This window comes from Rhodothermales bacterium (genome assembly GCA_041391505.1).
Taxonomy (GTDB): Bacteria; Bacteroidota; Rhodothermia; order Rhodothermales; family JAHQVL01; genus JAWKNW01.
Genome location: JAWKNW010000007.1, coordinates 107,770 through 130,173 on the forward strand (window position 1 = coordinate 107,770; position 22,404 = coordinate 130,173).

The 22,404-nt window shown below is 64.1% G+C and carries 14 protein-coding genes and 2 tRNA genes; 5 read left to right on the forward strand and 11 right to left on the reverse strand.

What is annotated here, in order from left to right; genetic code table 11:
* Positions 1-170: 170 nt before the first annotated feature.
* Positions 171-1,325 carry a DNA replication/repair protein RecF gene (locus tag R2834_09270; protein MEZ4700509.1) on the reverse strand — a complete coding sequence of 385 codons (1,155 nt, stop codon included), beginning with the start codon at positions 1,323-1,325 and terminating at the stop codon, positions 171-173.
* Between the two features lie 143 nt (positions 1,326-1,468).
* On the opposite strand from R2834_09270, the gene murQ reads away from it, so the two are divergent.
* Together murQ and mfd are read left to right on the forward strand one after the other, a co-directional pair.
* Positions 1,469-2,389: an N-acetylmuramic acid 6-phosphate etherase gene (gene murQ / locus R2834_09275; GenBank protein MEZ4700510.1), complete on the forward strand. Its 921-nt coding sequence runs from the start codon at positions 1,469-1,471 to the stop codon at positions 2,387-2,389.
* An 893-nt stretch (positions 2,390-3,282) separates the two neighbouring features.
* Positions 3,283-6,642 carry a transcription-repair coupling factor gene (gene mfd / locus R2834_09280; GenBank protein MEZ4700511.1) on the forward strand — a complete coding sequence of 1,120 codons (3,360 nt, stop codon included), beginning with the start codon at positions 3,283-3,285 and terminating at the stop codon, positions 6,640-6,642.
* Positions 6,643-6,702: 60 nt separating this feature from the next.
* Here mfd and R2834_09285 read toward each other — a convergent pair whose 3' ends face one another.
* The 4 genes from R2834_09285 to mnmG are packed head-to-tail and all read right to left on the reverse strand — an operon-like array spanning position 6,703 to position 11,204.
* The gene (locus tag R2834_09285; protein MEZ4700512.1) at positions 6,703-7,641 is read right to left on the reverse strand and encodes a M23 family metallopeptidase; all 939 of its coding nucleotides are present in this window, start codon (positions 7,639-7,641) and stop codon (positions 6,703-6,705) included.
* A gap of 11 nt (positions 7,642-7,652) precedes the next feature.
* Entirely contained in the window at positions 7,653-8,642 is a 990-nt protein-coding gene (locus R2834_09290) for a YafY family protein (protein ID MEZ4700513.1), read from the reverse strand.
* A 44-nt stretch (positions 8,643-8,686) separates the two neighbouring features.
* Positions 8,687-9,322 (reverse strand): RsmG family class I SAM-dependent methyltransferase, encoded by a 636-nt coding sequence (locus R2834_09295; GenBank protein MEZ4700514.1) that lies wholly within the window; start codon positions 9,320-9,322, stop codon positions 8,687-8,689.
* Positions 9,323-9,326: 4 nt separating this feature from the next.
* Positions 9,327-11,204, reverse strand: a complete 1,878-nt coding sequence (gene mnmG / locus R2834_09300) for a tRNA uridine-5-carboxymethylaminomethyl(34) synthesis enzyme MnmG (GenBank protein ID MEZ4700515.1) — start codon at positions 11,202-11,204, stop codon at positions 9,327-9,329.
* 176 nt (positions 11,205-11,380) lie between these two features.
* Between mnmG and R2834_09305 the strand changes: the two genes are divergently transcribed.
* Complete coding sequence (locus tag R2834_09305) at positions 11,381-11,812, forward strand: response regulator (protein ID MEZ4700516.1); 432 nt, start codon at positions 11,381-11,383, stop codon at positions 11,810-11,812.
* A gap of 419 nt (positions 11,813-12,231) precedes the next feature.
* Here the strand turns inward: R2834_09305 and R2834_09310 are convergent, their stop codons facing one another.
* The 5 genes from R2834_09310 to rpmH form a co-directional block, all read right to left on the reverse strand.
* On the reverse strand, positions 12,232-14,094 hold the full coding sequence (locus R2834_09310; GenBank protein ID MEZ4700517.1) for a GspE/PulE family protein: 1,863 nt from the start codon (positions 14,092-14,094) through the stop codon (positions 12,232-12,234).
* A 363-nt stretch (positions 14,095-14,457) separates the two neighbouring features.
* Positions 14,458-15,819 carry a tRNA uridine-5-carboxymethylaminomethyl(34) synthesis GTPase MnmE gene (mnmE, locus tag R2834_09315; protein ID MEZ4700518.1) on the reverse strand — a complete coding sequence of 454 codons (1,362 nt, stop codon included), beginning with the start codon at positions 15,817-15,819 and terminating at the stop codon, positions 14,458-14,460.
* A gap of 15 nt (positions 15,820-15,834) precedes the next feature.
* Complete coding sequence (gene yidC, locus R2834_09320; protein ID MEZ4700519.1) at positions 15,835-17,670, reverse strand: membrane protein insertase YidC; 1,836 nt, start codon at positions 17,668-17,670, stop codon at positions 15,835-15,837.
* Between the two features lie 105 nt (positions 17,671-17,775).
* Complete coding sequence (locus R2834_09325; protein MEZ4700520.1) at positions 17,776-18,228, reverse strand: ribonuclease P protein component; 453 nt, start codon at positions 18,226-18,228, stop codon at positions 17,776-17,778.
* Positions 18,229-18,247: 19 nt separating this feature from the next.
* Positions 18,248-18,403, reverse strand: coding sequence for a 50S ribosomal protein L34 (gene rpmH / locus R2834_09330; GenBank protein ID MEZ4700521.1), 156 nt, complete (start codon positions 18,401-18,403; stop codon positions 18,248-18,250).
* Positions 18,404-18,684: 281 nt separating this feature from the next.
* Here rpmH and R2834_09335 point away from each other — a divergent pair.
* Positions 18,685-18,757, forward strand: a tRNA-Gly gene (locus tag R2834_09335).
* A gap of 162 nt (positions 18,758-18,919) precedes the next feature.
* A tRNA-Val gene (locus R2834_09340) sits at positions 18,920-18,993 on the forward strand.
* Positions 18,994-19,437: 444 nt separating this feature from the next.
* Here R2834_09340 and R2834_09345 read toward each other — a convergent pair.
* Entirely contained in the window at positions 19,438-22,260 is a 2,823-nt protein-coding gene (locus R2834_09345; protein ID MEZ4700522.1) for a TonB-dependent receptor, read from the reverse strand.
* Positions 22,261-22,404: the final 144 nt, after the last annotated feature.

Consider the following 22,404-nt stretch of genomic DNA (forward strand, 5'->3'; position numbering starts at 1 on the left):
ACCCCCAGAACGGCATTGTATCCTGACTCGGGGTCAGGATACGTTTCTGTCTGAAAGATTTTCCAGGCAGAACCCGATATGTGCAATACATGTCTATGGGTCTGCATGCGCCGGAAGGGCGTGGGTACACGGTGCATGCATGCTAAAAAACGGCGTCGTGACCGATATGTTCACGCGCCGGCGGTCGGATGCGGATCCTGGCGCACACGACCGGCCTCGACATAGAACAGCCGGTGCGCCGCATCTTCAAACGGTATCGCGTGGACGAACGGTTCGCGCCCGGTCGCGGTTACAAGCGACTGCCCCACGACGCCGTCTCGGAGCAGACGAAGTACAATTTCCGAACGCCGCGCATCCAGATTTCCAAAGAGATCGTCGAGCAGGAGGATGGGCTCCTCATCGAGCTGCGCCTTGAGGTAGAAATACTGGGCCAACCGGAGCGCCAGCCCGAACAGGCGATGCTGTCCCTGGGAGGCGTAACGCCGCACCTCCATCTCGTTCAGGCTGAAAACGATCTCGTCGTGATGGGGCCCTACCAGCGTGCGCCCCATTTCGCGTTCGCGCCGGCCGGCGCGTGCGAGCCGGTCGTTAAAGCAGCTTGCGACGGCGTCGATCGTGTCGGCTTCATCCAGCGGCCCGATCGTTTCGTAGGCCAGTCTGGGATGTTCGCCCACCGCTTCGATCTGCGTGTAGGCTTCCTCAAGAAAGGCTGTGAATGCGCGGATGAACCGCAGCCGGCCCAGGATGACCCGGCTGCCGAGCTGGACCAGTTCGGCGTCCCATGAGTCGAGCAATCCCGCCGGCATCGCGGCGCGGCGGTAGCGGGTAAGCAGCACATTGCGCTGTTTCAGGGCACGACGATAATTGACGAGGTCATCCAGATAGACCGGCTTCGACTGGCTCAGGATATTATCCATGAACCGCCGTCTGATTTCGGGTCCTTCCGCCGTAAGGGTATAGTCGCCGGGCGAGGCTACCACGACAGGAAACTGGCCCACGATCTCCGAAAGCCGTTCGAGCGGGGCGCTGTTGACGAAAACCCGCTTGCCTTCTCCCCGCGCATAAACGATGCGGGCGCGCGCCTGGCTCCGATGCCGGCCGGCGAATGCCGCTTCCACCTCAAAAAATGCCGATCCGGTTCGCAGCGCATAGGCATCCTGGGTGGCCAGAAAGCTCTTGGTGAGGCATACGTAGTGGACGGCTTCCAGCACGTTGGTTTTCCCGGCGCCGTTCGGACCGTAAAACAGGTTTACGCCGGGAGCCAGGTCGATCCGCGTATCCGGGTGCGCGCGAAAGGATGCTATTCGAATCGACTGTATTTCCATGAGCGGTTGCTGCCGAAAAACGCGGGGCGCGCAGGTAGGGTTGCGGAACAGGATCCGTGACCGGTACATCTGGTTTCAGGGGTTTCTGCAGGCCGGCGCCGGAAGCGCCCGTCCAAGCCCCGCTGAAGATACAAAACCGCGCCATGTCCACACCCACCCTGTTCGAACAACTCAAAACGCTGGCCACCGAGCAGCGCAACCCGGCCTCGGCCCGGATCGACTCCGCCTCCACGCACGAGATCCTCGAAATCATCAATACCGAGGATCACCTCGTCCCAGTCGCCGTCCGCCGCGAACTGCCCTATATCGAGCAGGCGGTTGACCTCATCGTGGAGGCTTTCAGACAGGGCGGGCGACTGCTGTATGTGGGCGCCGGCACGAGCGGTCGCCTCGGTATTCTGGACGCCTCCGAGTGCCCACCGACCTACGGAACGCCGGCGGACATGGTGCAGGGCCTGATCGCCGGCGGAGAACGGGCAGTTTTTCAGTCCCAGGAAGGGGCCGAAGACCGCGAGGAGGATGGCGCGCGTGACCTGGAGGCCCTGCCCCTCGGCCCGCACGATGTCGTATGCGGGATTGCCGCCAGCCAGCGAACCCCCTACGTACTGGGCGCCGTAAAGCATGCCCGGGCGCGGGGCTGCGTCACCCTGTTTGTGACGTGTGTCCCCCGAGAGGCCTTCCGGCTCGATGTCGACGTGGCCATCTGCCCCTATGTAGGCCCGGAAGTCGTCATGGGAAGCACCCGCATGAAAAGCGGCACGGCCCAAAAGCTGGTTCTGAACATGTTGACGACAGCAAGCATGATTCGCCTTGGCAAGGTCTACGAAAACATGATGGTCGACCTGCAAATGACGAACGCGAAGCTCGTCGAGCGGTCCAAGCGCACCGTCATGCTGGTCACCGACGTGGACTACGAAACCGCGACGCGCCTCCTGGATGCGGCCCGCGGCCACGTCAAGACGGCCCTGGTGATGCATTTTGCCGGCGTTTCAGCCGGCGAGGCCGCCGCCCGGCTCGACCGCGCCGGCGGGTTTGTCCGGCAAGCTATCGCGGATGCGGCCTGAGCGTTCCACGTGGAACAGGCTGGGCACACCGTCATCCTCGCGAATGCGGGAATCCATGCGGCCTTCGTTTCATCTGATCACATCTGGTGGCACTGCCATTCGGGTGGATCCCCAATCAAGTTGGGACCTCGCCCCCGGCTTGACCGGGGGATGACACCATCGAGTTGGGAGCTCGCCCCCGGCCACACCGTCATCCTCGCGAATGCGGGGATCCATGCGGCCTTCGTTTCACCTGGTCACACCTGGTGGCACTGCCAGCCGGGTGGATCCCCAATCGAGTTGGGAGCTCGCCCCCGGCCTGACCGGGGGATGACGCCATCGAGCCGGAAGCCCGCCCCCGGCCGCACCGTCATCCTCGCGAATGCGGGGATCCATGCTGCCTTCGTTTCGGCTAGTCCCATCTGGTGGCACTGCCAGCCGGGTGGATCCCCAATCGAGTTGGGGATGACGGCATCGAGTTGGGAGCCCGCCCCCGGCCTGACCGGAGGATGACGCCCTCGAGTTGGGAGCTCGCCCCCGGCCTGACCGGGGGATGACGCCATCGAGCCGGAAGCCCGCACCCGGCCACACCGTCATCCTCGCGAATGCGGGGATCCATACTGCCTTCGTTTCAGCTGATCGCATCTGGAGGCACTGCTAGCCGGGTGGTTTCCCAATCGAGCCGGAAGCCCGCCACCGACCGCACCGTCATCCTCGCGAATGCGGGGATCCATGCAGCCTTCCTGCTTGCTGCAGCACACTCAGCAACCCGGTGTTCCACGTGGAACACCGGGGAATCTTTGCACACCTCGTATCGTTGGAGCCTCCGCATGCCGTAGCCGCCAGAAGGAGGCTACGGCCTTTCCGGCATGTACCGGCCGGATGATTTACCTGAATTGAACCCAGGCATTCCAGTGTCGCTTGCACCCGTATTTACCCGCATCGCTGCGCAGCCGGTTTTCGCCGAGCTGACCGATACGCTCTTCCAGGCACGCGCATCCGGCCCCGTTTCGGTCGCCATTCGCAATGCGAGCGGCTCGCTGCCGGCGCTCGCCCTGCTGCACCTGCACCGGCACCTCAAGCAGCCCATCATGGCGCTCCTGCCGGATGCCGAGCAGGCTACCCACCTGGTCAGCGACCTCGAGCAGCTCGATGCCTCGGAGACGGCCATCCTCCAGTTCCCCTCCTCGGGCGCCAAACCGTACGACCCGGAGATGATGCGCGATCCGACCTTTGCGATTGCGCGAACGGACGCCCTCCAGCAACTGGCCGCCGGCTTCGACGGCATCGTCGTCGCCAGCATCGACGCCGTATGCGAACGCGTGCCGGCGCGCAGCGCGGTGCAGCAGGAAACCCTCACGCTCGCCATCGGCGAACGGATGGATCCGCAATCGTTGCTCGAGCGCCTGAGCCAGCAGCGATTCAAACACGTTGAGTTCGTCGAGCAGGCGGGGGAGATGGCGCTCCGGGGCGGTATCCTGGATGTCTTCCCGTACACCGGGCCGTACCCGCTTCGCATCGAGTTTTTCGGTGACGAGATCGACTCGCTGCGCGAGTTCGACGTCCATTCCCAGCGCTCCATCAGCCGGCTCCGCACCGCGCGCATCGTCCCCAACCTGTCCGATGCCCCGGCCATCGAAGGACCGGACGCCCATACCGATGTGTTCTCCTATCTCGGCCCCGGCACCCTCTTCGCCCTCTTCGACGAACGGAGCCTGACCGAACAGGCCGGCGCCCTCTTTCAGCGCGCAACCGAAGCCTTCCAACTCCATAACAATAACGGCGATACCACGGCGCCACCGCCCCCCGAAACGCTCTATCTGAGGGAAAAGGACCTGACCGGGGCCTACCTCCCGCATACCCGTATGCACTTCGGCTCGTTCGCACCCGCCCGCCCGGCGGACCGGTCCATCGACGTCGACGCGCGCCCGCAGCCGTCGTTCAACGGCAGCATCAACCAGCTCCGCAAAACGCTGCGCGCCCACCACGACGCCGGCATGGACACCCTCATCCTCTGCGACAGCAGGGGACAGGAATCCCGCCTCCACGAACTGCTCGAAGAGGACATCGAACAGGGGCGCGTACGGCTGCAGGTGGACTCGCTCCACCAGGGATTCGAATTCCCCGCCGCACAGCTCGCCGTCTATACGGACCACCAGATCTTCAATCGGTACCACCGGCCGACCACGCGCCGGCAGCGCAAGAAGCAGGGCGGGCTCAGCATCCGCGAGCTGCGCAACCTCAAGCCGGGCGACTTCGTCGTGCACATCGATTACGGCATCGGCAAGTTCGCCGGCCTCGAACACATCACGGTGCGCGAGAAACAGCAGGAAGCGGTGCGCCTGCTCTTCCGGGATGAGGACGTGCTCTACGTCAACGTCAATGCCCTCTACAAACTCCACAAGTACACCGGAAAAGAAGGCCATCAGCCGGCCCTGACGAAACTCGGATCGGGCCAGTGGGAACGCGCCAAAAGCAAGACCAAAAAGCGCGTCAAGGACATCGCCCGCGACCTCATTGCGCTCTATGCACGACGCAAAGCCTCCCAGGGTCACGCCTTCCCCAAGGACACCCTCTGGCAGCGAGAACTCGAAGCCTCGTTCCAGTACGAAGACACGCCCGACCAGGGACTCGCCGCCGAGACCGTCAAGCAGGACATGGAGCTGCCCATTCCGATGGACCGGCTCGTCTGCGGCGACGTCGGTTTCGGAAAGACCGAGATCGCCGTGCGCGCCGCCTTCAAGGCGGTGCAGGATGGCCGGCAGGTGGCCGTGCTGGTTCCTACCACCATCCTGGCGTCTCAGCATTTTGAAACGTTCAGCAAGCGGCTCAAGGCGTACCCCGTACGCGTCGCCGAACTGTCGCGCTTCCGATCCGCCAGCGAAATCAAGACCGCCCTCGACGCGGTCAAGAGCGGACAGATCGACATCGTCATCGGCACCCATCGACTTCTCTCCAAGGACGTGGCGTTCAAGAAGCTGGGTCTGTTGATCATCGACGAAGAGCAGCGCTTCGGTGTCGCGGCCAAGGAACGGCTGCGCAACCTGCGCGCCGAAGTGGATACCCTGGCGCTGACCGCAACGCCGATTCCCCGCACGCTCCAGTTCTCCCTCATGGGCGCGCGCGACCTCTCGATCATCAGCACCCCGCCGCCGAACCGGCAGCCCATCGTCACCGAAATCCACACGTTCGACAAAGACCTCATCCGCGACGCGATCCTCTACGAAACCAACCGGGGAGGACAGGTCTTCTTCATCCACAACCGGGTGCAGAGCATTGACGACATCGCCGACATGCTTCGCCTGCTCATCCCCAACATCCGCATCCAGGTGGGTCACGGACAGATGAAGCCGGCGGACCTGGAGCGGGTGATGGACGATTTTATCGAACACAAATTCGATGTGCTCGTGAGCACCAACATCGTCGAGAGCGGGCTCGATATCTCAAACGCCAATACCATCATCATCAACCATGCGGACCACTTCGGGCTGTCCGACATCCACCAGCTCCGAGGGCGCGTCGGGCGGTCCGACCAGAAGGCGTTCTGCTACCTGCTCGTGCCCTCGATCCACACCCTGACGCGCGACGCCAAGCAGCGCCTGCAGGCGGTCGAAGAGTTCAGCGAGCTCGGCAGCGGCTTCAACATCGCCATGCGCGACCTCGACATCCGCGGCGCCGGCAACATGCTCGGCGCCGAGCAGAGCGGGTTTATCGCCGACGTCGGGTACGAGACCTATCACCGCATCCTCGACGAAGCGGTCCACGAACTGCGGAGCGAGGAGTTCAGCGAACTGTTCACGGACGTGGCCCCGCCGGCCCCGAGCGACACCGTCATCGACGTGGAGGAGGACGCCTTCATCCCCGAGACCTATCTCTCCAGCAGCGTCGAACGCCTCAACCTCTACCGCCGGCTCAGCGAAGCCGAGACGACCGAGGCGCTCGCGGAGCTACGCGCCGAGATGGAGGACCGCTTCGGCGAGCCGCCGGCGCCCGTCAGCCACCTGATCACCGCCACCGCGCTCCGCAACCTGGGCCAGTCGCTCCGCCTCCCCAAGATCACGTTCAAGAACCAGCGACTCTTCCTCGAAGTGCCGGGCGACAAGGACGACGCCTACTTCTACGAGCACCTGTTCCAGCCGCTGCTCGGGCGCCTCAACGCGCTCGGAAACCGGTTCGTCCTGAAAGAATCCGCCAAAGGCAAACTCCGCATCATCATCCAGGACGTACCGTCCCTCGATGCCTGCATGCCCCTCATGCGCGCGCTGGAGAAATGAACAAGGGAAGGCCCTGGCGCATCCATCAGCCAGTCCAGTTAAACATATTTCACACATATCCTATCGCGCTAACACCGCTCGGAGCGAATCGCCCAGCATGATGGCCCGGTTGCCCTCGATCCGAAAGCCGCCGACGGGCATGGCGGGGCCGATAACGTCCCGGAAGTAGAGGGGGAGACCTTCGGCGAAGCCGATCGGCGTCTCCGACGGACTCTGACGTTGATGGTGGATGTGGACGTGCGGCTCGCTCGTGTTGCCCGAATTACCGCATCGACCGATCGGCTGCCCCTCGCGCAGGGTATCGCCCGGGGCAACGCGCACGCTGCCGGGTTGAAGATGCGCCAGGATCAGGTAGGCGCCGGTTTCCCGGAGCCGGATCGATACATAGTTGCCGAGCGGATTCGCCAGGTCGTACGAGAGCCGGCCGGGCGGCGCGTCGGGTCGGCCGTCGAGCGACACATCGACGACGCCGGCCGCCGGCGCCAGCACCGGCAGGCCGTAACAGCCGTAGTCGCCCAGGCTATCGCTCGCGGTAAAAAACGGCGCCACCACCAGGTCGTAGGCCCAGCGCTGATCGGGCGAGGCGGCGTGGTAATTGGTCGACACCGCGTCGCCCCCCCAGGCCACATACATCAGGGTGTCCATCGGGAGCCGGACGTGCGCGGCCGGCTCCACGTCGCCGAGCGATACAGGGTACGCGAGCGGGGCCACCTTGAAAAGCACCAGCACGGGCGAGAGCGCGACGAGCGACCCCACGATGGTCGCAACGAGCACCGGGCTGCGGCGCTTCCGCACGAGACCGTAGACGATGGATCCCACCAGAAAGCAGGCACCCATAAACGGCAGGATGGACTGACCGAGATACCAGGCCATCACCGCCACCAGGCCGCCCTGGAGAAACAGCAGGACAAACCCGATCGCAGCGGCCCCGAGGAGCGCGAGCGGCATCCAGCGCGCGATGCGCCAGGCGAGCGAGGGCCGGCGGGGTTCGACCTCCATACCAGTCCGCCTCAGCCCCCACCCGGATAGACGGTGAGGATGCCGAGCGCCTGGTCACGGATCACCTCGCGCAGTGTGGCCGGCTCCAGCGCTTCGGCCATCGCGCCGAACCGGATCAACCAGCTCGCCACGTACATCATGTTCTCGAACCAGAAGGTGACCGTCGTCATGCCGTCCTGATCGTTTTCCTCCTCGATCTTCGCCGGAATACCCCGGCGCGCCCACCGGTAAATGCGGTTGTCGAAGCGAATCCGGACACGGACGTTCTCCGGGCTCTCGCCGCGCTCCTCGAGATGGCGGGTGAGATCGAATCCTTCCGGGGGCTGGAATCGCTCCATCAGCACCCGCATGGAACGGATGGCATCCAGCCGGTAATTGCGGATGTCGCCTCGAAGGTGGTCGTAGGCGATGAGGTTCCAGTGATCGGTGTAGTACACGAGTCCGAGCGGATCGACCGTGCGGCGGGTGACCTCGTCGCGGCTGGCCACGTAATACTCCATCATGACACTGTTCTGGCCGGCCACCGCCTGGCTCAGCTCGTACCAGCGCCCCTCCTCGTCGTCCCGCAACTCCGCCCGCTGGGCATGCAGCCAGTACGGATCCATCACCAGGCTCTTGCGCAGCCGCTCGATGTAGGTCTTGATTTCGGGCGGCAGCACGGCCTCGATCTTGAGACCGACCTGGTCGGCATCGCGCGCCAGCGAGGCGTCCGACTGGAGCTTGGTGAACTCCGTGCCCATCAGCAGCGTCGCCGCCTCGCGGGCGGTGAGCATCAGCGGCGGGAGCTGGTAGCCGTCCAGGATCTCGTAGCCGCCGCTGTCGGCATAAGTGAGCGGGACGCCCGACTCGCCGAGCGCGCGCAGGTCGCGGAAGATCGTGCGCCGGCTCACCCCGAAGTGATCGGCAAGGTCTTTCGATGACAGGTAGGGACGGTTCTGCAACAGCAGGACGAGCGCGAAGAGACGTTCGGTGCGATTGAGGACGCGTTCGGCGTTGGGCATCCGATCGGGCGGGACGTGGGTGGCACGGGTTCGGGTGCGGGCGGCTACGCCTCGGGGGCGCGGGTCACCTGCACGATGACTTTCTCCTCATAATACGATGGCGCACCCAGATCCTCCAGCGGCGCCACCGCGCACCGGGCATCGGGAAACCGGAGCACGAGGTCTTCGATCTCGCCGGCGAGGTCGCCCCCCTTGAGGCCGATCAGCCCGGGCGGCCAGCAGGCGGCTTCGGGCGCGGGGGCGAACGTCTCGGCGACCCGGACGTGCCACGCCCAGAGCGTCGCCAGCGGGGCCGTGGCGCGGGAGACCGAATAGTGGGTGACGCCGGGCCAGGCTTCGGCGCGGCCGTGCCACGCCTCCAGGTTGGCGAGCCCCAGCCGGCGCGCCATCGCGCGCGCGGCCATGATTTTTTTGTCGACCGCGTCGACGGCGACAAACCGCGTGTTTGGAAACGCGATGGCCAGGGGGATCGCCGGCAGCCCGCCGCCCGTGCCCCAGTCAACCACGGTCGCCCCGTCGGGAAACGCTCGATGGGTCAGGTAGAGGCAGTGCCGGATGTGGCGTTCGAGCTGCTCCACCGAGGCCGGCCGCGCGACGAGGTTGTGCGTCGCGTTGAAGCGATGCAGGTGCTGCGCGAAGTCCGTCAGCTGCGCCTCTTGATCCGCGGTCAATGCGCGCATCCGCCTATCCTCGCTTCAGCATGACCATCAACACGGAGATGTCCGCCGGGCTGACGCCGCTGATGCGGGACGCCTGACCCAGATTCTCCGGCTGGATCTTGCTGAGTTTCTCGCGCGCCTCGATGGTGATGTTCGAGACCGATCGGAAGTTGAACCCCTCCGGGATGGACCACCGCTCGAGCTGCATCATGCTCTCGACCATCTCGCGCTCCCGATCCAGGTACCCGCTGTATTTGAGTTCGGTCTCGACTAGCGTCTCGACCGACTCCAGCCCCGGCGCGGGCGTCACCACCTGGTCATACACGCCGGCGTGTTCGATGAGCGCCTTCAGGTCTACCTGCGGCCGCAAAGCCAGCTTCGCCAGACGCTCGGGCTGCAGGATGGCGGACGTGCCGACGCGCTCCAGGTAGCCGTTGACGAGATCGGGATGGATGGACGTCTGCTCCAGTTTCGCCCGGGTAGCCGACATCGCCTCGCGCTTGGCGCGCATGCGATCCAGCCGCTCCGTCGTGGCGAGACCCAGCGCATGCCCCCGTTCCGTGAGGCGGAGGTCCGCGTTGTCCTGGCGAAGCAGGAGCCGGTGCTCGGCGCGCGACGTGAACATGCGGTAGGGTTCGTCGGTCCCCTTGGCCACGAGGTCGTCGATGAGCACGCCGATATACGCCTCGGATCGGTTGAAGATGAGCGGCTCCCGGTCGCGCAGGCGCTGCACGGCGTTGATGCCGGCGATGAGCCCCTGCACGGCCGCCTCCTCGTACCCGGTGGTGCCGTTGATCTGGCCGGCAAAGAAGAGCCCTTCGACCGTCTTCGTCTCCAGGCTATAGCGAAGCTGGTACGGCGGGAAATAATCGTACTCGATCGCATAGCCCGGACGGATCATATGGATCTGCTCCAGGCCGGGGATCTGGCGGAGCGCCCGGAGCTGGACCTCCTCGGCCAGGCTCGTCGAAAACCCGTTGACATACACCTCGTAGGTGTCGCGGCCCTCGGGCTCCAGAAAGATCTGATGCTGCTCCTTGTCGGCGAAGCGATCGATCTTGTCCTCGATCGACGGGCAGTACCGGGGCCCGCGTCCCTGGATCCGCCCCGCGAACATCGGGCTCTCGCCGAAGCCGGTCCGGAGCGTATCGTGGACCGCCGGCGTGGTGTAGGTAAGCCAGCAGCTGAGCTGGTCGGCCGGCAGCGCGTCGGTCATAAACGAAAACGGGCTGGCGTAGGGATCGCCCGGCTGTTCGGCGACCCGGCTGTAGTCGATCGTCCGGCCGTCCACGCGCGGCGGGGTCCCCGTTTTGAGACGGCCGCTCTCGAAGCCGAGCTGCTGGAGGCAGGCCGTGAGACCGGTCGACGCGCGTTCGCCGGCGCGGCCGCCGCCATACTGCCGTCGGCCGATGTGGATCACGCCGTTCATGAACGTGCCGCTGGTGAGCACGACGCAGCGCGCCCGGAAGGTCTGCTCCGCCTGGGTGCGGATGCCCGTCACCCGGCCGCCTTCCACGATGACCTCCGTGGCCATGTCCATCCGCATGTGGAGGTTCGGGATAGACTCCAGGTCGCGGCGCACCGCCTCCGCGTACCGCGCCCGGTCGCTCTGGGCGCGCGGACTCCAGACGGCCGGCCCCTTGCGCTGGTTGAGCATCCTGAACTGGATGCCGGTCGTGTCCGTCACCCGACCCATCAACCCGCCGAGCGCATCGATCTCGCGGACGAGCTGCCCCTTGCCGATGCCGCCGATGGCCGGGTTGCACGACATGCGCCCGAGGGCCTGAAGGTCCATCGTGACCAGCAGCGTGCGCGCGCCCATCCGGGCCGCCGCCGCCGCCGCCTCCGCGCCGGCGTGGCCGCCGCCTACCACGATCACATCATATTCAGCTACGCCAGCCATGAGGTCGCAAACCTTCGTGTTTCAAATCAGAGGAGTCGGTCCATGGTACCCGGGTGCCGGCGTGTCGATCCCGCCCGGGCCGGGCCCCCAGCTATAGAATTCATCGTGGTGGCCGATTAAAAGGACACGCCGAGGTGTATGCGTGCACCTGATGCTCCCCGATATCACCGATACACATGAATGAGCCGACACCACATACATTTTCGATCTCTCGCGAATCCATTGGTAAGAAGATCCTGATCGTCGATGATGCCCGAGTAATGCGCAAGAAACTAGCCTACGTTCTCCAGCGCGTCGGTTTTGTCGTGTTCGAGGCATCCGATGGTTTACAGGGTTTGAAGCAGACTGCGACCGAGAAGCCGGACCTGATTCTGCTCGATCTGAAGATGCCCGGCATCGACGGATTCGAGGTGCAGCGTCGTATCCGCGAGAGCAAGTCCTACGCGCATATCCCCATCATCTTTCTGACCGCCATGGGCAGCATCAACATCGCCCAGATCGGCGAAGCCCTGAGCCGCGGCGTAAACGATTTTGTGACCAAGCCCTTCAACGTCGAAAAGCTGCTCGGCAAGATCGACGAGATCCTGAAGCACCCGAAGCATGCCTGACGGCCGGCACTCCGTTGCCGTAGCGGCATCCCGCGCATTCCCGTTACGACCGAACCTCGCCTTCCCCTCCGGCCACGCCGTTCCGCGTCTCGTGACATCCCCCCGTTTCCAAACACGCACCGCGTAACGCGACGCATCACCGCTTCCGTTTCGAGCGTTGCGGTCGAGCGGTCTCGCGTAACCGCGCGCGTGACGCTCGGCCTACCCGTATCGAATCGTTACCGTATCGGGGGTTCCGTTACTGAAAACACTACGTGATTTCGATAACGAATACGGGAATGGCCGGCCTGTTTGGGATTCGGCGCCTCGGGTTACGCGTAACGGGCGTTATGCCGGCGCGGAGGAGGGTTCGCGGCCCGTCGTGCGGCGTCACGCGGTACGGGAACGGCTGCGTCGCGCCGGCGCGATGCGTTCCCGTTTCACATGTCGGAGGAAACGACGCGTATCAATTCCTGGATGGACGTTTCGCCCATGAGGACGATCCGGCGTCCGGCATCCTGCAGCGTCAACATGCCTTCCTTGACGGCCTGTTTCCGGATCGCATCCTCGTCGATGTTCTGTTCGGATTCGACAATGATGGAGCGGATCTCATCGGAGAAGGCGAGGGTCTCGGTGATGGCGCGCCGCCCCTTGTAGCCAATGCCGTTGCAGGTTTTGCAATTCCGGTTGTCGCCGGCCTTGAAGAGGGTCGTTGTTTTGATTTCCTCTTCGGTGAATCCGAGCCGGCGGAGCAGGGCCGGGTTCCTGGCCTGGTCGATCTCCTTGCATGACGGGCACAGGGTGCGGATGAGCCGCTGGGCCACGATGAGGTTGATGGCGTACGCGATGAGGAAGGTCTCGACGCCCATCTTGTAGAGCCGGCTCACCGCGCTCGGGGCATCGTTGGTGTGGAGCGTCGAGAACGTCAGGTGGCCGGTGTTCGCCAGCTTGATCGCCAGGTCCGCCGTCGCCTTGTCGCGCATCTCGCCGACCATCACGATGTCCGGGTCGTGCCGGAGAATCGCGCGGATCGCCTGCTCCAGATCCAGTTTGGGATTGAGCTTGATCTGCCGGACGCCATCGATGAGGTACTCGACCGGGTCCTCGACCGTCAGCACGTTCACCCGGGGGGTCACGACCTGGTGCAGACAGGCAAACAGGGTGGTCGTCTTGCCGGAGCCCGTGGGGCCGGTGAGGATGACCATCCCGTGCGGCTGCTGGATCGCCCAGTTGAAGCGCTCCATGGCCTCGTCGAGAAGACCGAGCTTCTTGAGGTCGGACACCACCTTGCGGTCGTCGAGCACACGAATGACGATGCTTTCGGAGCGGATCTCGTGCGACGCGTTGGCGATCGGGAGCACCGACACGCGGAAGCGGATGAGCGTGCCGTCGATCGTTCGCTGGATGAAGCCGTCCTGCGCCGCGTCGCGCTCGAAGCGGTCCACGTTCACCGAGTTGTCCTTCACGACCGCGAGAAACGCCTCGGCGTGGACACGCTTTTCGACGTGCCAGGAATCGAGCTGGCCGTCGATCCGGAAGTGGATTTCGATCTGCCGGATCTTGTTTGGGAATATGTGGATGTCCGACGCGCCACGGCGCACGGCCTCCAGGAGCGTGGCCTCGAACAGGTTAATGAGCGTCGATCGGCCGATCTCGGCCTCGAGGGCGTCTTCGTCGATGAGGCCCTGCTCCTGTTCGTATTCGGTGCCCAGGTCGAACGCGTGCATCTCCTGCGTCGCCCGCTCGAGAAACTCGTTCCTCACATGCTGGGGGAACGCGTCCTTGATGAGGTCCCTGACGACGATCTCAGGCGCATACCGCAGCTCGTAGTTCGGCAGACCGATCTTCTTGAGCGTCTGGCCCATTTCGGGATGCGTGGGGTCGAACGTCGCGAACGTCCAGGTCGCGCCGTTCCGGGCGATCGGAACCAGAAACTGGCTGCCGAGCAGCTCCCACTGCTTCGCCGAAAAGACATCCTCGATCTTGCGGATGTAGCGCGAGGTCTCCGGCGTGGTGACTGCGTCCTCGAAGGCGTACACCTCGGCGGCACAGGCGAAGATGCGCTCGCGCTCCAGCTCGGGGTCATCCGCCAGCACACGCCAGAGCGATTCCGATTGCCGCTGCTGGGTCAGCTTGCGCCACTTGTGCCAGTTCTTTTCGATCTGCTTCATCGTCACCAGCTGTTTGAACAGCAGCATGATGACGACGCGGTCCTTCAACTCAAACCGGGCGAAGTCGTCGTCAGGCCGGCTCGGAGCGTCGGCCGGTTTGGGCGCAGGTTTTTTCGGTGTAGTCTGTAGCATGGCTCGGGCTGTCAGGTTGACCAGCACCGTGCGTTCACCTCGTGGCACGGAATGTCTGGCTCTTTCAGGATCGGCCTATGTTCCGTGGTACTTAATCGCTCCCCTGCCCTGCGAGTGGTGTGGGGGTAAGGGAGTGTGGGAGTCTGGGGGTATAGCCTGTCTTTATCAATAACGGCAATAATATCTGAGCCAAGTCTGCGGCTTATTCACTGATCTTACGCACCCTTGCGCACTGGACATCAAATGCTGGTTACTGGATACTCGATATGCAGCGGAATGAGCACATCCAGCATCGAGCATCTGACGGAGCGGATCTCGCTTGATTGTGGTGCATGGGCGTACGATCCGTTATTCAGACAGCGTCTACTTCCCGATGCAGAAGCGGGAGAAGATCTGGTCCAGCACATCCTCGTTCGTGATCTCCCCCGTGATCTGCCCCAGCTCGTGGAGGGCCGCCCGGAGATCGAGCGCAAGGGTGTCTCCGCCGGCATCCCCCGCCAGGGCGGCGGCGGCGCCGCGCACGGCGTCGAGCGCGCGAGCCAGGTGCTGCCGGTGCCGCTGGTTGGTCACGATGGCCGATGTCTCCGCCATGGACAGATCCGCGCCGACGGCCGCGAGCAGGCGGTCGACGAGCGGGCGCAACTCCGCCGGCTCGGCAAACGCCCGGCTCGCCGAGAGCGCGATGGCCTCGCCCGGCTCCGGCGCCGCGACGAGGTCGACCTTGTTGGCGACGAGTAGGATCGGCATCTCGGGCTGGGCGCGCCGGCGCCCGGCGATCCAGCCTTGCTCTTCGGCATCCAACCCGGCGCCGAGATCGAAGACGTACAGGAGCGCGTCGGCCGTATCGATGGCGCGGTGCGCGCGCCGGACCCCCTCCGCCTCGATGGCATCGGCGGCATCGCGCAGGCCGGCGGTGTCGACGAAGCGAAACGACAGCCCTTCGATTTCGAGCTCGGCCTCGATCTCGTCGCGCGTGGTGCCCGGCGTCGGGCTGACAATGGCGCGCTCGCGTCCGATGAGCGCGTTGAGCAGGGTCGACTTGCCGGCGTTGGGCCTCCCCCCGATCACCACCCGAACGCCGTCGCGCACGAGTTCGCCGAGGCGGTAGGTGCCGAGCAGGGTCGTGAGCAGAGCCTCGGTGCTGGCGAGCAGGCGGGCGAGCCGGCTCTTGTCGGCGAACGCGACATCCTCCTCGGCGAAGTCCAGCTCGAGTTCGATAAACGCGCACGTCTCCAGCAGGTCGGCCCGGACACGCTGAAGCTGTTCGGAATAGCGTCCCTGCAGCTGGCGCACCGACAGGCGCTGCGCCATCGACGACGAGGCGTGGATCAGATCCGCGACGGCCTCGGCCTGGGCGAGATCCATCTTCCCATTCAGAAAGGCCCGTTGCGTAAACTCGCCCGGCGCCGCGAGGCGCGCGCCGCAGGCGGTCAACCGCGCCAGCACCCGCTGCGGCGCGAGGTCGCCGCCATGACAGGATACCTCGACCACGTCCTCCCCCGTCACCGACCGCGGGGCGAGAAAGAGGGTCACCACCACCTGGTCGATGGCCTCGCCGCGCTCATCCGTCACATAGCCGACGTGCACCGTGTGGCTGGCGGCCGAGGCCAGCGCCGGCCCGCTGAAACACGATGCCATGATGGGGACCGCCGCCGGCCCCGATACGCGCACGATGGCGAGCGCCGCCCGCCCTCGCGCCGTTGCGATGGCCGCGATGGTGTCCATGGTCACGCGAAGGGATCAGGGCTTGGCTTTGCGCTGTGTGCTGCGCGATCCTTTGCCGCCGCGCGGCGCTGCCCCGTTCGATTTTTTCCGATCGACCGGCTTGCCGCTCCAGTCCGCCCCGTCGGCGGCCTTCGCCTCGCGCTCCTTCTCGATCGACTTGTTGATGAACCGCTGCTGGAAAGCGGTGAGGATGTTGAAGACGAGATAATACAGGTTCAGCCCGGACGCCCACTGGTTGAAGATCAGGAAGAGCATCGCCGGCATCATGTACATCATCACCTTGGCCTGCGTCCCCCCCATCGCCGAGGGGTTGGACTGCAGCCGCATCTGGACGATCATCGAGAGGCCCATGAGCAAGCAGAAGCCGGCGACAAAATCCCCGTAGAGCGGAATCTTGAACGGCAAATTCAGGATGACGTCCGGCGCCGAGAGGTCATTCGCCCAGAGGAAACCCTGCTGTCGGATCTCGATCGATTGCGGCAGGAACTGCCACAGGGCGATGAGCACCGGGTACTGCGCAAACATCGGCAGACAGCCCCCGAGCGGGTTCACCCCCGACTCCTTGTAGAGGCGCATCGTCGCCTCCTGCTGCTTCTGGGGGTTGTCCGCGTATTTCTCCCGGATCGCGTTGATCTCGGGCTGGATCTCGCGCATCTGCGCCATGCTCCGGTACGACGACTTCGTCAGCGGAGACACGACCGTCTTGATAAAGATGGCGAGGATGATGATAATGATGCCATAGCTGGGGATAAAGTCGTCCAGCAGGTTGAACATTGGGATGAAGATGAACTTCGCGATCGGGCGGGTAATCCACTCGAAGAAGTCCCACCCGTAATCCACCATATCATACAGGCCGAGGTCGTACCCCTTGATGCGGTAATACTCGAGCGGCCCGAGGTAGAGGGTGAAGGCATCGACTTCCGACTCGGCCTGCGGCATCAGGAGCCGGGCCTCGAAATATTTGGTATGCTCGGGCGCGTCGATCGCGCCGACGCGTTCGCCGGCCAGTTCCGCGCCGCGCGTCTCGCCGGCGGGCATCACGACCGCCGTGAAGTACTGGTTCTTGACCGCGATCCAGTCCACCTTGCCGCGCATGTCTTTCGTCTCGACCGGATCGGACTGTAGCGTGATGCCCTCGACTTCCCCGCCGCTCCGCGCAAACGCCGAGGTCTTGACCGCTTCCTGGGTGTGGTTGCCTTCCGAATACGGCAGCCCGCCGTTCCAGACCAGCTCGTAGCCCTCGCGCGTCGTGAACGAAGCCGCATTGTCCTGTTCGACGCGCAGACCGATTTCGTACGTGCCCGGCGTGAACGAATACGACATGCGGATGCCGCCCTGCCCCACCACCGTGAAGAACGTCAGCACCACCTGCTCGTCGTTTTCCTCGACGTGGATGGCGTCGTCGTCGGTGGATACGTCGAAGAGGAAGGCGCGGGTGTCGACGTTGTGATTGGCGGGCGTGGTGAAGGCCAGCGACAGCGCGCCGGCGCCGGTGGTGTCCACGATCTGGACCTGGGCCCGCTGATTAAATTGCTTGTACTCCTTCAGCTTGAAGGAAACGAGGGTAGCGCCGCGCGTGGAGAAGACCGCTTCGTAGAGATCGTTATCGACCGTGATAAGGCGCTCGGAGCCCTGGACGCCGCCGGCGATCGTGGTGTCCGAAACAAGCGGATCGGCAGCCAGGAGGGGGGCGCGGTCCGCTTCCAGTTCGGGGAGCAGGGGATCGACCGCGAGCGTGGTATCGGCGGGGAGTTCGGCGGGCGGTGGCGGGGGAGGCGGCGCCAGGAAGGTAAACCAGACGATCAGAATCAGCGTGATCAGAACGGTCCCAATGATCGTATTACGGTCCAAAATGCTTCTCGTCTTTGCGTGATACGGCACCTGCCAGGAGGGCCGCCCTTCAGCACCGGGCCATCGGCGCGACGCGCTTTTTACCGATGGTACGGAGTGAAAGGTTCATTCGGAAAAAAAGCCTGTTTGAATTTTGCCGGCGAGCAGCTCGAGCGCGCGGGGCAGATCCGTGGGGATACAGGAGTCCGCGGCGGGAGGATCGCCGCGAAAGAGGATCATGAGCACAAGCACGACGTCGGCCCGGTCGGCGAGTGCGTCGGTCAGGAGATGGTGGTGGCGCCGGTAATCCTCGCGCAGCCGTCGCTTGATGTGATTGCGTTCGACGGCGGTCCGGGCGCGGCGGCCGGGCGCAAAGCCGACCTGGATCGGCACGTCGACGCCGGCCTCCACGCGAGAGAGCGTTCGGTGAATGAGGCGAACGCAGCCGCGCGCCACGGATCCTACATCGGTCCGGGAACGGTCGAACAGAGGACGTATGAGCCGCTGGCGCTTCAGCCGGTGGGTAGACGGCAGGGCAAACGATCGGTCTCGGGGACGGTCGTCGGATTCAGTTGGCATCGGCGCGGCGGCGGCCGGCTTATTTGCTGGCCATGGTGTCGCTGACGGTCAGACGCTTGCGTCCTTTCGCGCGACGGGCTGCCAGCACCTTACGGCCGTTTTTCGTCGCCATGCGGGCGCGGAAGCCATGCTTGTTGGCGCGCTTGCGCCGGCTCGGTTGATACGTGCGTTTCATCGGTGTGCTATGTGGTGTTGATTGTCCCGCTCGAAGCGCAGCGGCATTCGAACAGAGCAGGCTTAAATGCACGGAGCCGGCGGAAGTTTTCCCGGTTCCACAACTTCTTCCGGCTCCACGAGAAATTAAAGAGGTGGCAGGTTGGCCGGTTACAGGTTCGCAGGTTGGTCTCACCTGTACGGGTTGCCGGGCCGGCAAGAAAGCTGGAACGCGACTCAGGGTCGGGCGTTGCAGTCAGCCTTGACAGCAAAGCGCGCGATGGCGTACCATGCTGTCGATCAGCGGGAGTAGCTCAGTTGGTAGAGCATCAGCTTCCCAAGCTGAGGGTCGCGGGTTCGAGTCCCGTTTCCCGCTCGACATAGAACTGGTCACTGGTCACTGGTCACTGGTCACTGGTCACTGGTCACTGGTCACTGGTCACTGGTCACTGGTCACTGGTCACTGGTCACTGGTCACTGGTCGAACGCCTTGCCTCGGGCAGGTTCCGATGTCCATTGACCGATGACTCTTTTTCCCGGGCGCTTAGCTCAGCTGGTTAGAGCACCTGCCTTACAAGCAGGGGGTCACTAGTTCGAATCTAGTAGTGCCCACAGAAAAGCCCCTGTGCATTCTCCATGCGCAGGGGCTTTTTTATTTACTTACTGCACTCACGCACCTCCGCCTCAGATCCTGCGATGCAGGATCAAGATTAAAGAGATGCTGATCACCACTTAGCGACCAGGTTTTGCGTGATCATCCTGCATCCTGCATCAGGTGTGTTAACAAAAATAGCAGGGCGTCCTTTTTCAGGTCATCCCCTCCTTTCCAAGGAGGGGGACCACGACGAACGTCGGGGTGGGGTGGTTTCTTGGGTGGCACAGCGGTCTATTTCGGCTGATCCTCCCCGTCGAGCGGCACATGCCGTCGACGACCCTCCTTAAAAAGGAGGGTATGTGCTTATAGAGTGCGCACAGCCATTTTTGTTAACAGTCCTGATCCTGCATCTTGCATCGCTTCGATGTCTCCGCGCGTGACGTCACCTGATCAACCAGCCCCTACTCCAGCTCAAACGTCAACCGAGCCAGCGCCATCCGTCCGATGGGCGGGGCGCCGATGAACTGGCGGTGCTGGGTATTGAACACGTTCTGGATCATCGTGTCGAACCGCAGGCCGGCGACGTATTTATCCAGGCTGTAGCTGATCCCGAAATCGAACAGCGCCGCCGGCTCGACCTCCCCGAACAACCGACCCGAACGCACCGGGTACCCATTCGCATACCGCCCGAACACGTTGAGCGAGACGCCCTTCGGCGTGGTATAGCCCAGACCGAACTTGGCCTTGAACGTCGGCGCGTTCAGCGCCAGTTCGAGGCTGGGGTCACCTTCGCCCAGCTGGGTGTAGTCGAACAGGCCGTCGCTCACGACGGAGACGTTCCCGAAAAGCGAGACCTGGTTGTCGGTGTAGATCTCGACCGAGATGTCGGTGCCCCAGTAGTCGATATTGCCGAAATTCTGGAACGTCGCCAGCGCGCCGATCGCATTCGGCGTGCCGGGCTGCAGGATCGTCTGGTCGGTCTGGACGACGGCGATCGACTGGTCGTTCATCGCCTGGCCGACCAGGTTCGACAGGAGGCCGGTGACCTGCTCCGTCGACAGCCCCGACATCGCCAGCTGATCCAGGAGGTCGCGCATCGCGGGGTCCGTCGTCGTCTGAAACAGGCTCGAGAGCACGCTGGAGACATCGCCCGTCAGCGTGGCGCCGTTGAGGTACACAAACGGCGTGCTCAGGGTGAGCGGCCCCACGAAGTTTTTCTTGTTCGCGTAGTAGACGTCGACCGTCAGCAGCACGTCGTCGGCGATGACGCCTTTGTAGCCCAGCTCCAGCGACCGAGTCGTCGTCTGTTCGAGCGGTCGCGTGTCCGAGGGCGACGCGACTTCCTTGAAGCCGCGCTCGCTGGCGTCGGGCAGACCGAGCACGCCGGCGGACGTGACCTCCGCCCCCGTGAATCCGGCCGAAGCCGACTGCGCCAGCAGATCGGCCACGAGCTGCCGCTGTGTATCGGACAGCGCCAGCCCCGGCAGCGGAGCCGTCGACCGGAGCAGGTCGATCAGCCCGCCGCCCGCCGCCGCACCGTAGATGGGTGCGATGGGCATCGCGCCGACGCTGTAGTCCTGCCCGAGAAAACTGCCCACCGGCAACAGGAGCCGCGCCTGCCCGGTAGCACGGTACGTGTCGTACGTGTAGCCATCGACGGCGCCGCGCCCCATGACCAGGAACTGATAGCCCGCATCGTTGAGCGTCTGCTCCTGGATGACGAAATCCAGATACGACTGGAACGCCGTGGGCGCCGCAAACGCGGTGTTGAAGGCCGCCCGCAGCGTATGCCGCGGCGTGGGTTTATAGAGAAATGCCGCGCGCGGCGAAAGCTGGATGCCGGCGTATACGTTGCTCCAGTCCCCACGCAGGGCGATCGACAGGTCGATCTCCTTCGAGATGTCGACCGACGTCTGGGCGTAGCCGCCGAGGAGGGTGATGTCGTCCGACAGCTCATTCCTGCCGGTGAGGGTACCGGAGGAAGCGAGTCGGATGAGGTCCGCGTCGGCGCCGACGATGAGGCGGGTCTTCCGGTCGAGGCTCAGGTGCTCGTACTGCAGCTGGCCACCATACCGGCCGCCTTCCTGGATGATCGGCCGCAACGCCGTGTAGGCGAACGAGGTGCCGGCATCGCGCATGTTCGCGTAAACCTGGCCGAAGAGGCTCCCGGCCTGGACGCGTACCTGGCCGTAATACCCGATCATCTTGTCGACCTGGAACGGCGCGATATCGGTCAGGAGAAAACCGGTCAGCTCGGAATACCCGACGTTGAACGTGAGGGTGAGGTCGTCGCCGGCGAGGTACTCCAGCATCCCGTCCAGCTGCGTCTTCGCATAATCCGGCTCCCGGACGATGACTTCCTGGGCCAGCACGTCGGCGTCCGCCGCCTCGTCGAGGTCGTACGACAGCTCCCGCGCCTGGTCGTAGTTCGCCACCAGCTTATAACCCAGCCGATCCTTGATCACCCCCGCGTGGCGGTACTGGCCGGCGAGCATCGACCGCTGCCCGGCCGTCGCCGACAGCGAGGTGCCGGGATAGTCGAACGGACTCTTGCTGATAAAATGCACGACGCCGGCATCGCCGCCGGCGCCATACAGGGCCGAGGCCGGACCGCGCACGACTTCGATGCGATCCAGATCGATCGATGAGCTGGACATGATGCTGTAAAACGCCACACCCTCGGCCCCGACCGCCGGCCGGTAGTCGTTCAGCAAAAAGACGTTGCTGTTGATGTTGGCGGCGTTGAACCCGCGGAGCGCGATCTGATTGCGGTCCACGGCCGTCTGGGCGAGATCGACGCCCGTAATGTTGCGCAGCGAGGCGATGGGCGACAGCGAAACGTCCTGTTCGATTTCCTCGGAATCGATTACCGTCACCGACGCCGGCGAATCGAGGACGCGCTCCTTGCCGCGCGACGCCGTCACCACGATGGTGTTGATGTTGACGTTTTCCGGCGTCAGGGCGGCGTGAATCGTGCGCACTTCGCCGGCCTCCAGCGTCAACGCCAGCTCGAACCCGATGTAGGCGACAAAGTGCACCTCGAGCCGGTAGTCCCCGGGGTCGAGGTTGTCGATCTGAAAATGCCCTTCCTCGTTGGCCACGACGCCCCGGACGATTCCGCCTTCCGGCGTGGTCAGGATGACGCTGGCTCCGAAGAGCGGTATGCCGTCGTCGCCGTCCGTGACGCGTCCGGCGAGGCCGGCCGGACTTTGCGCAAACGAGACGCGCGACACGAGGAGTAAAAGAACGAATAGAACAGTGGAGCGATGGGTATACAATAGCATGGGAGAACACGGTCAAAAACAAACGTTCTGAGGCGCACGGATGGGATGTGCGCCCGTAGATCACATTGACCTGTGGTTATGTCGTCACTGAGGCGTCTCCCGGCAGATTCGGGCTTCATTAGAACGATCGTCGGCCGCGCGAAA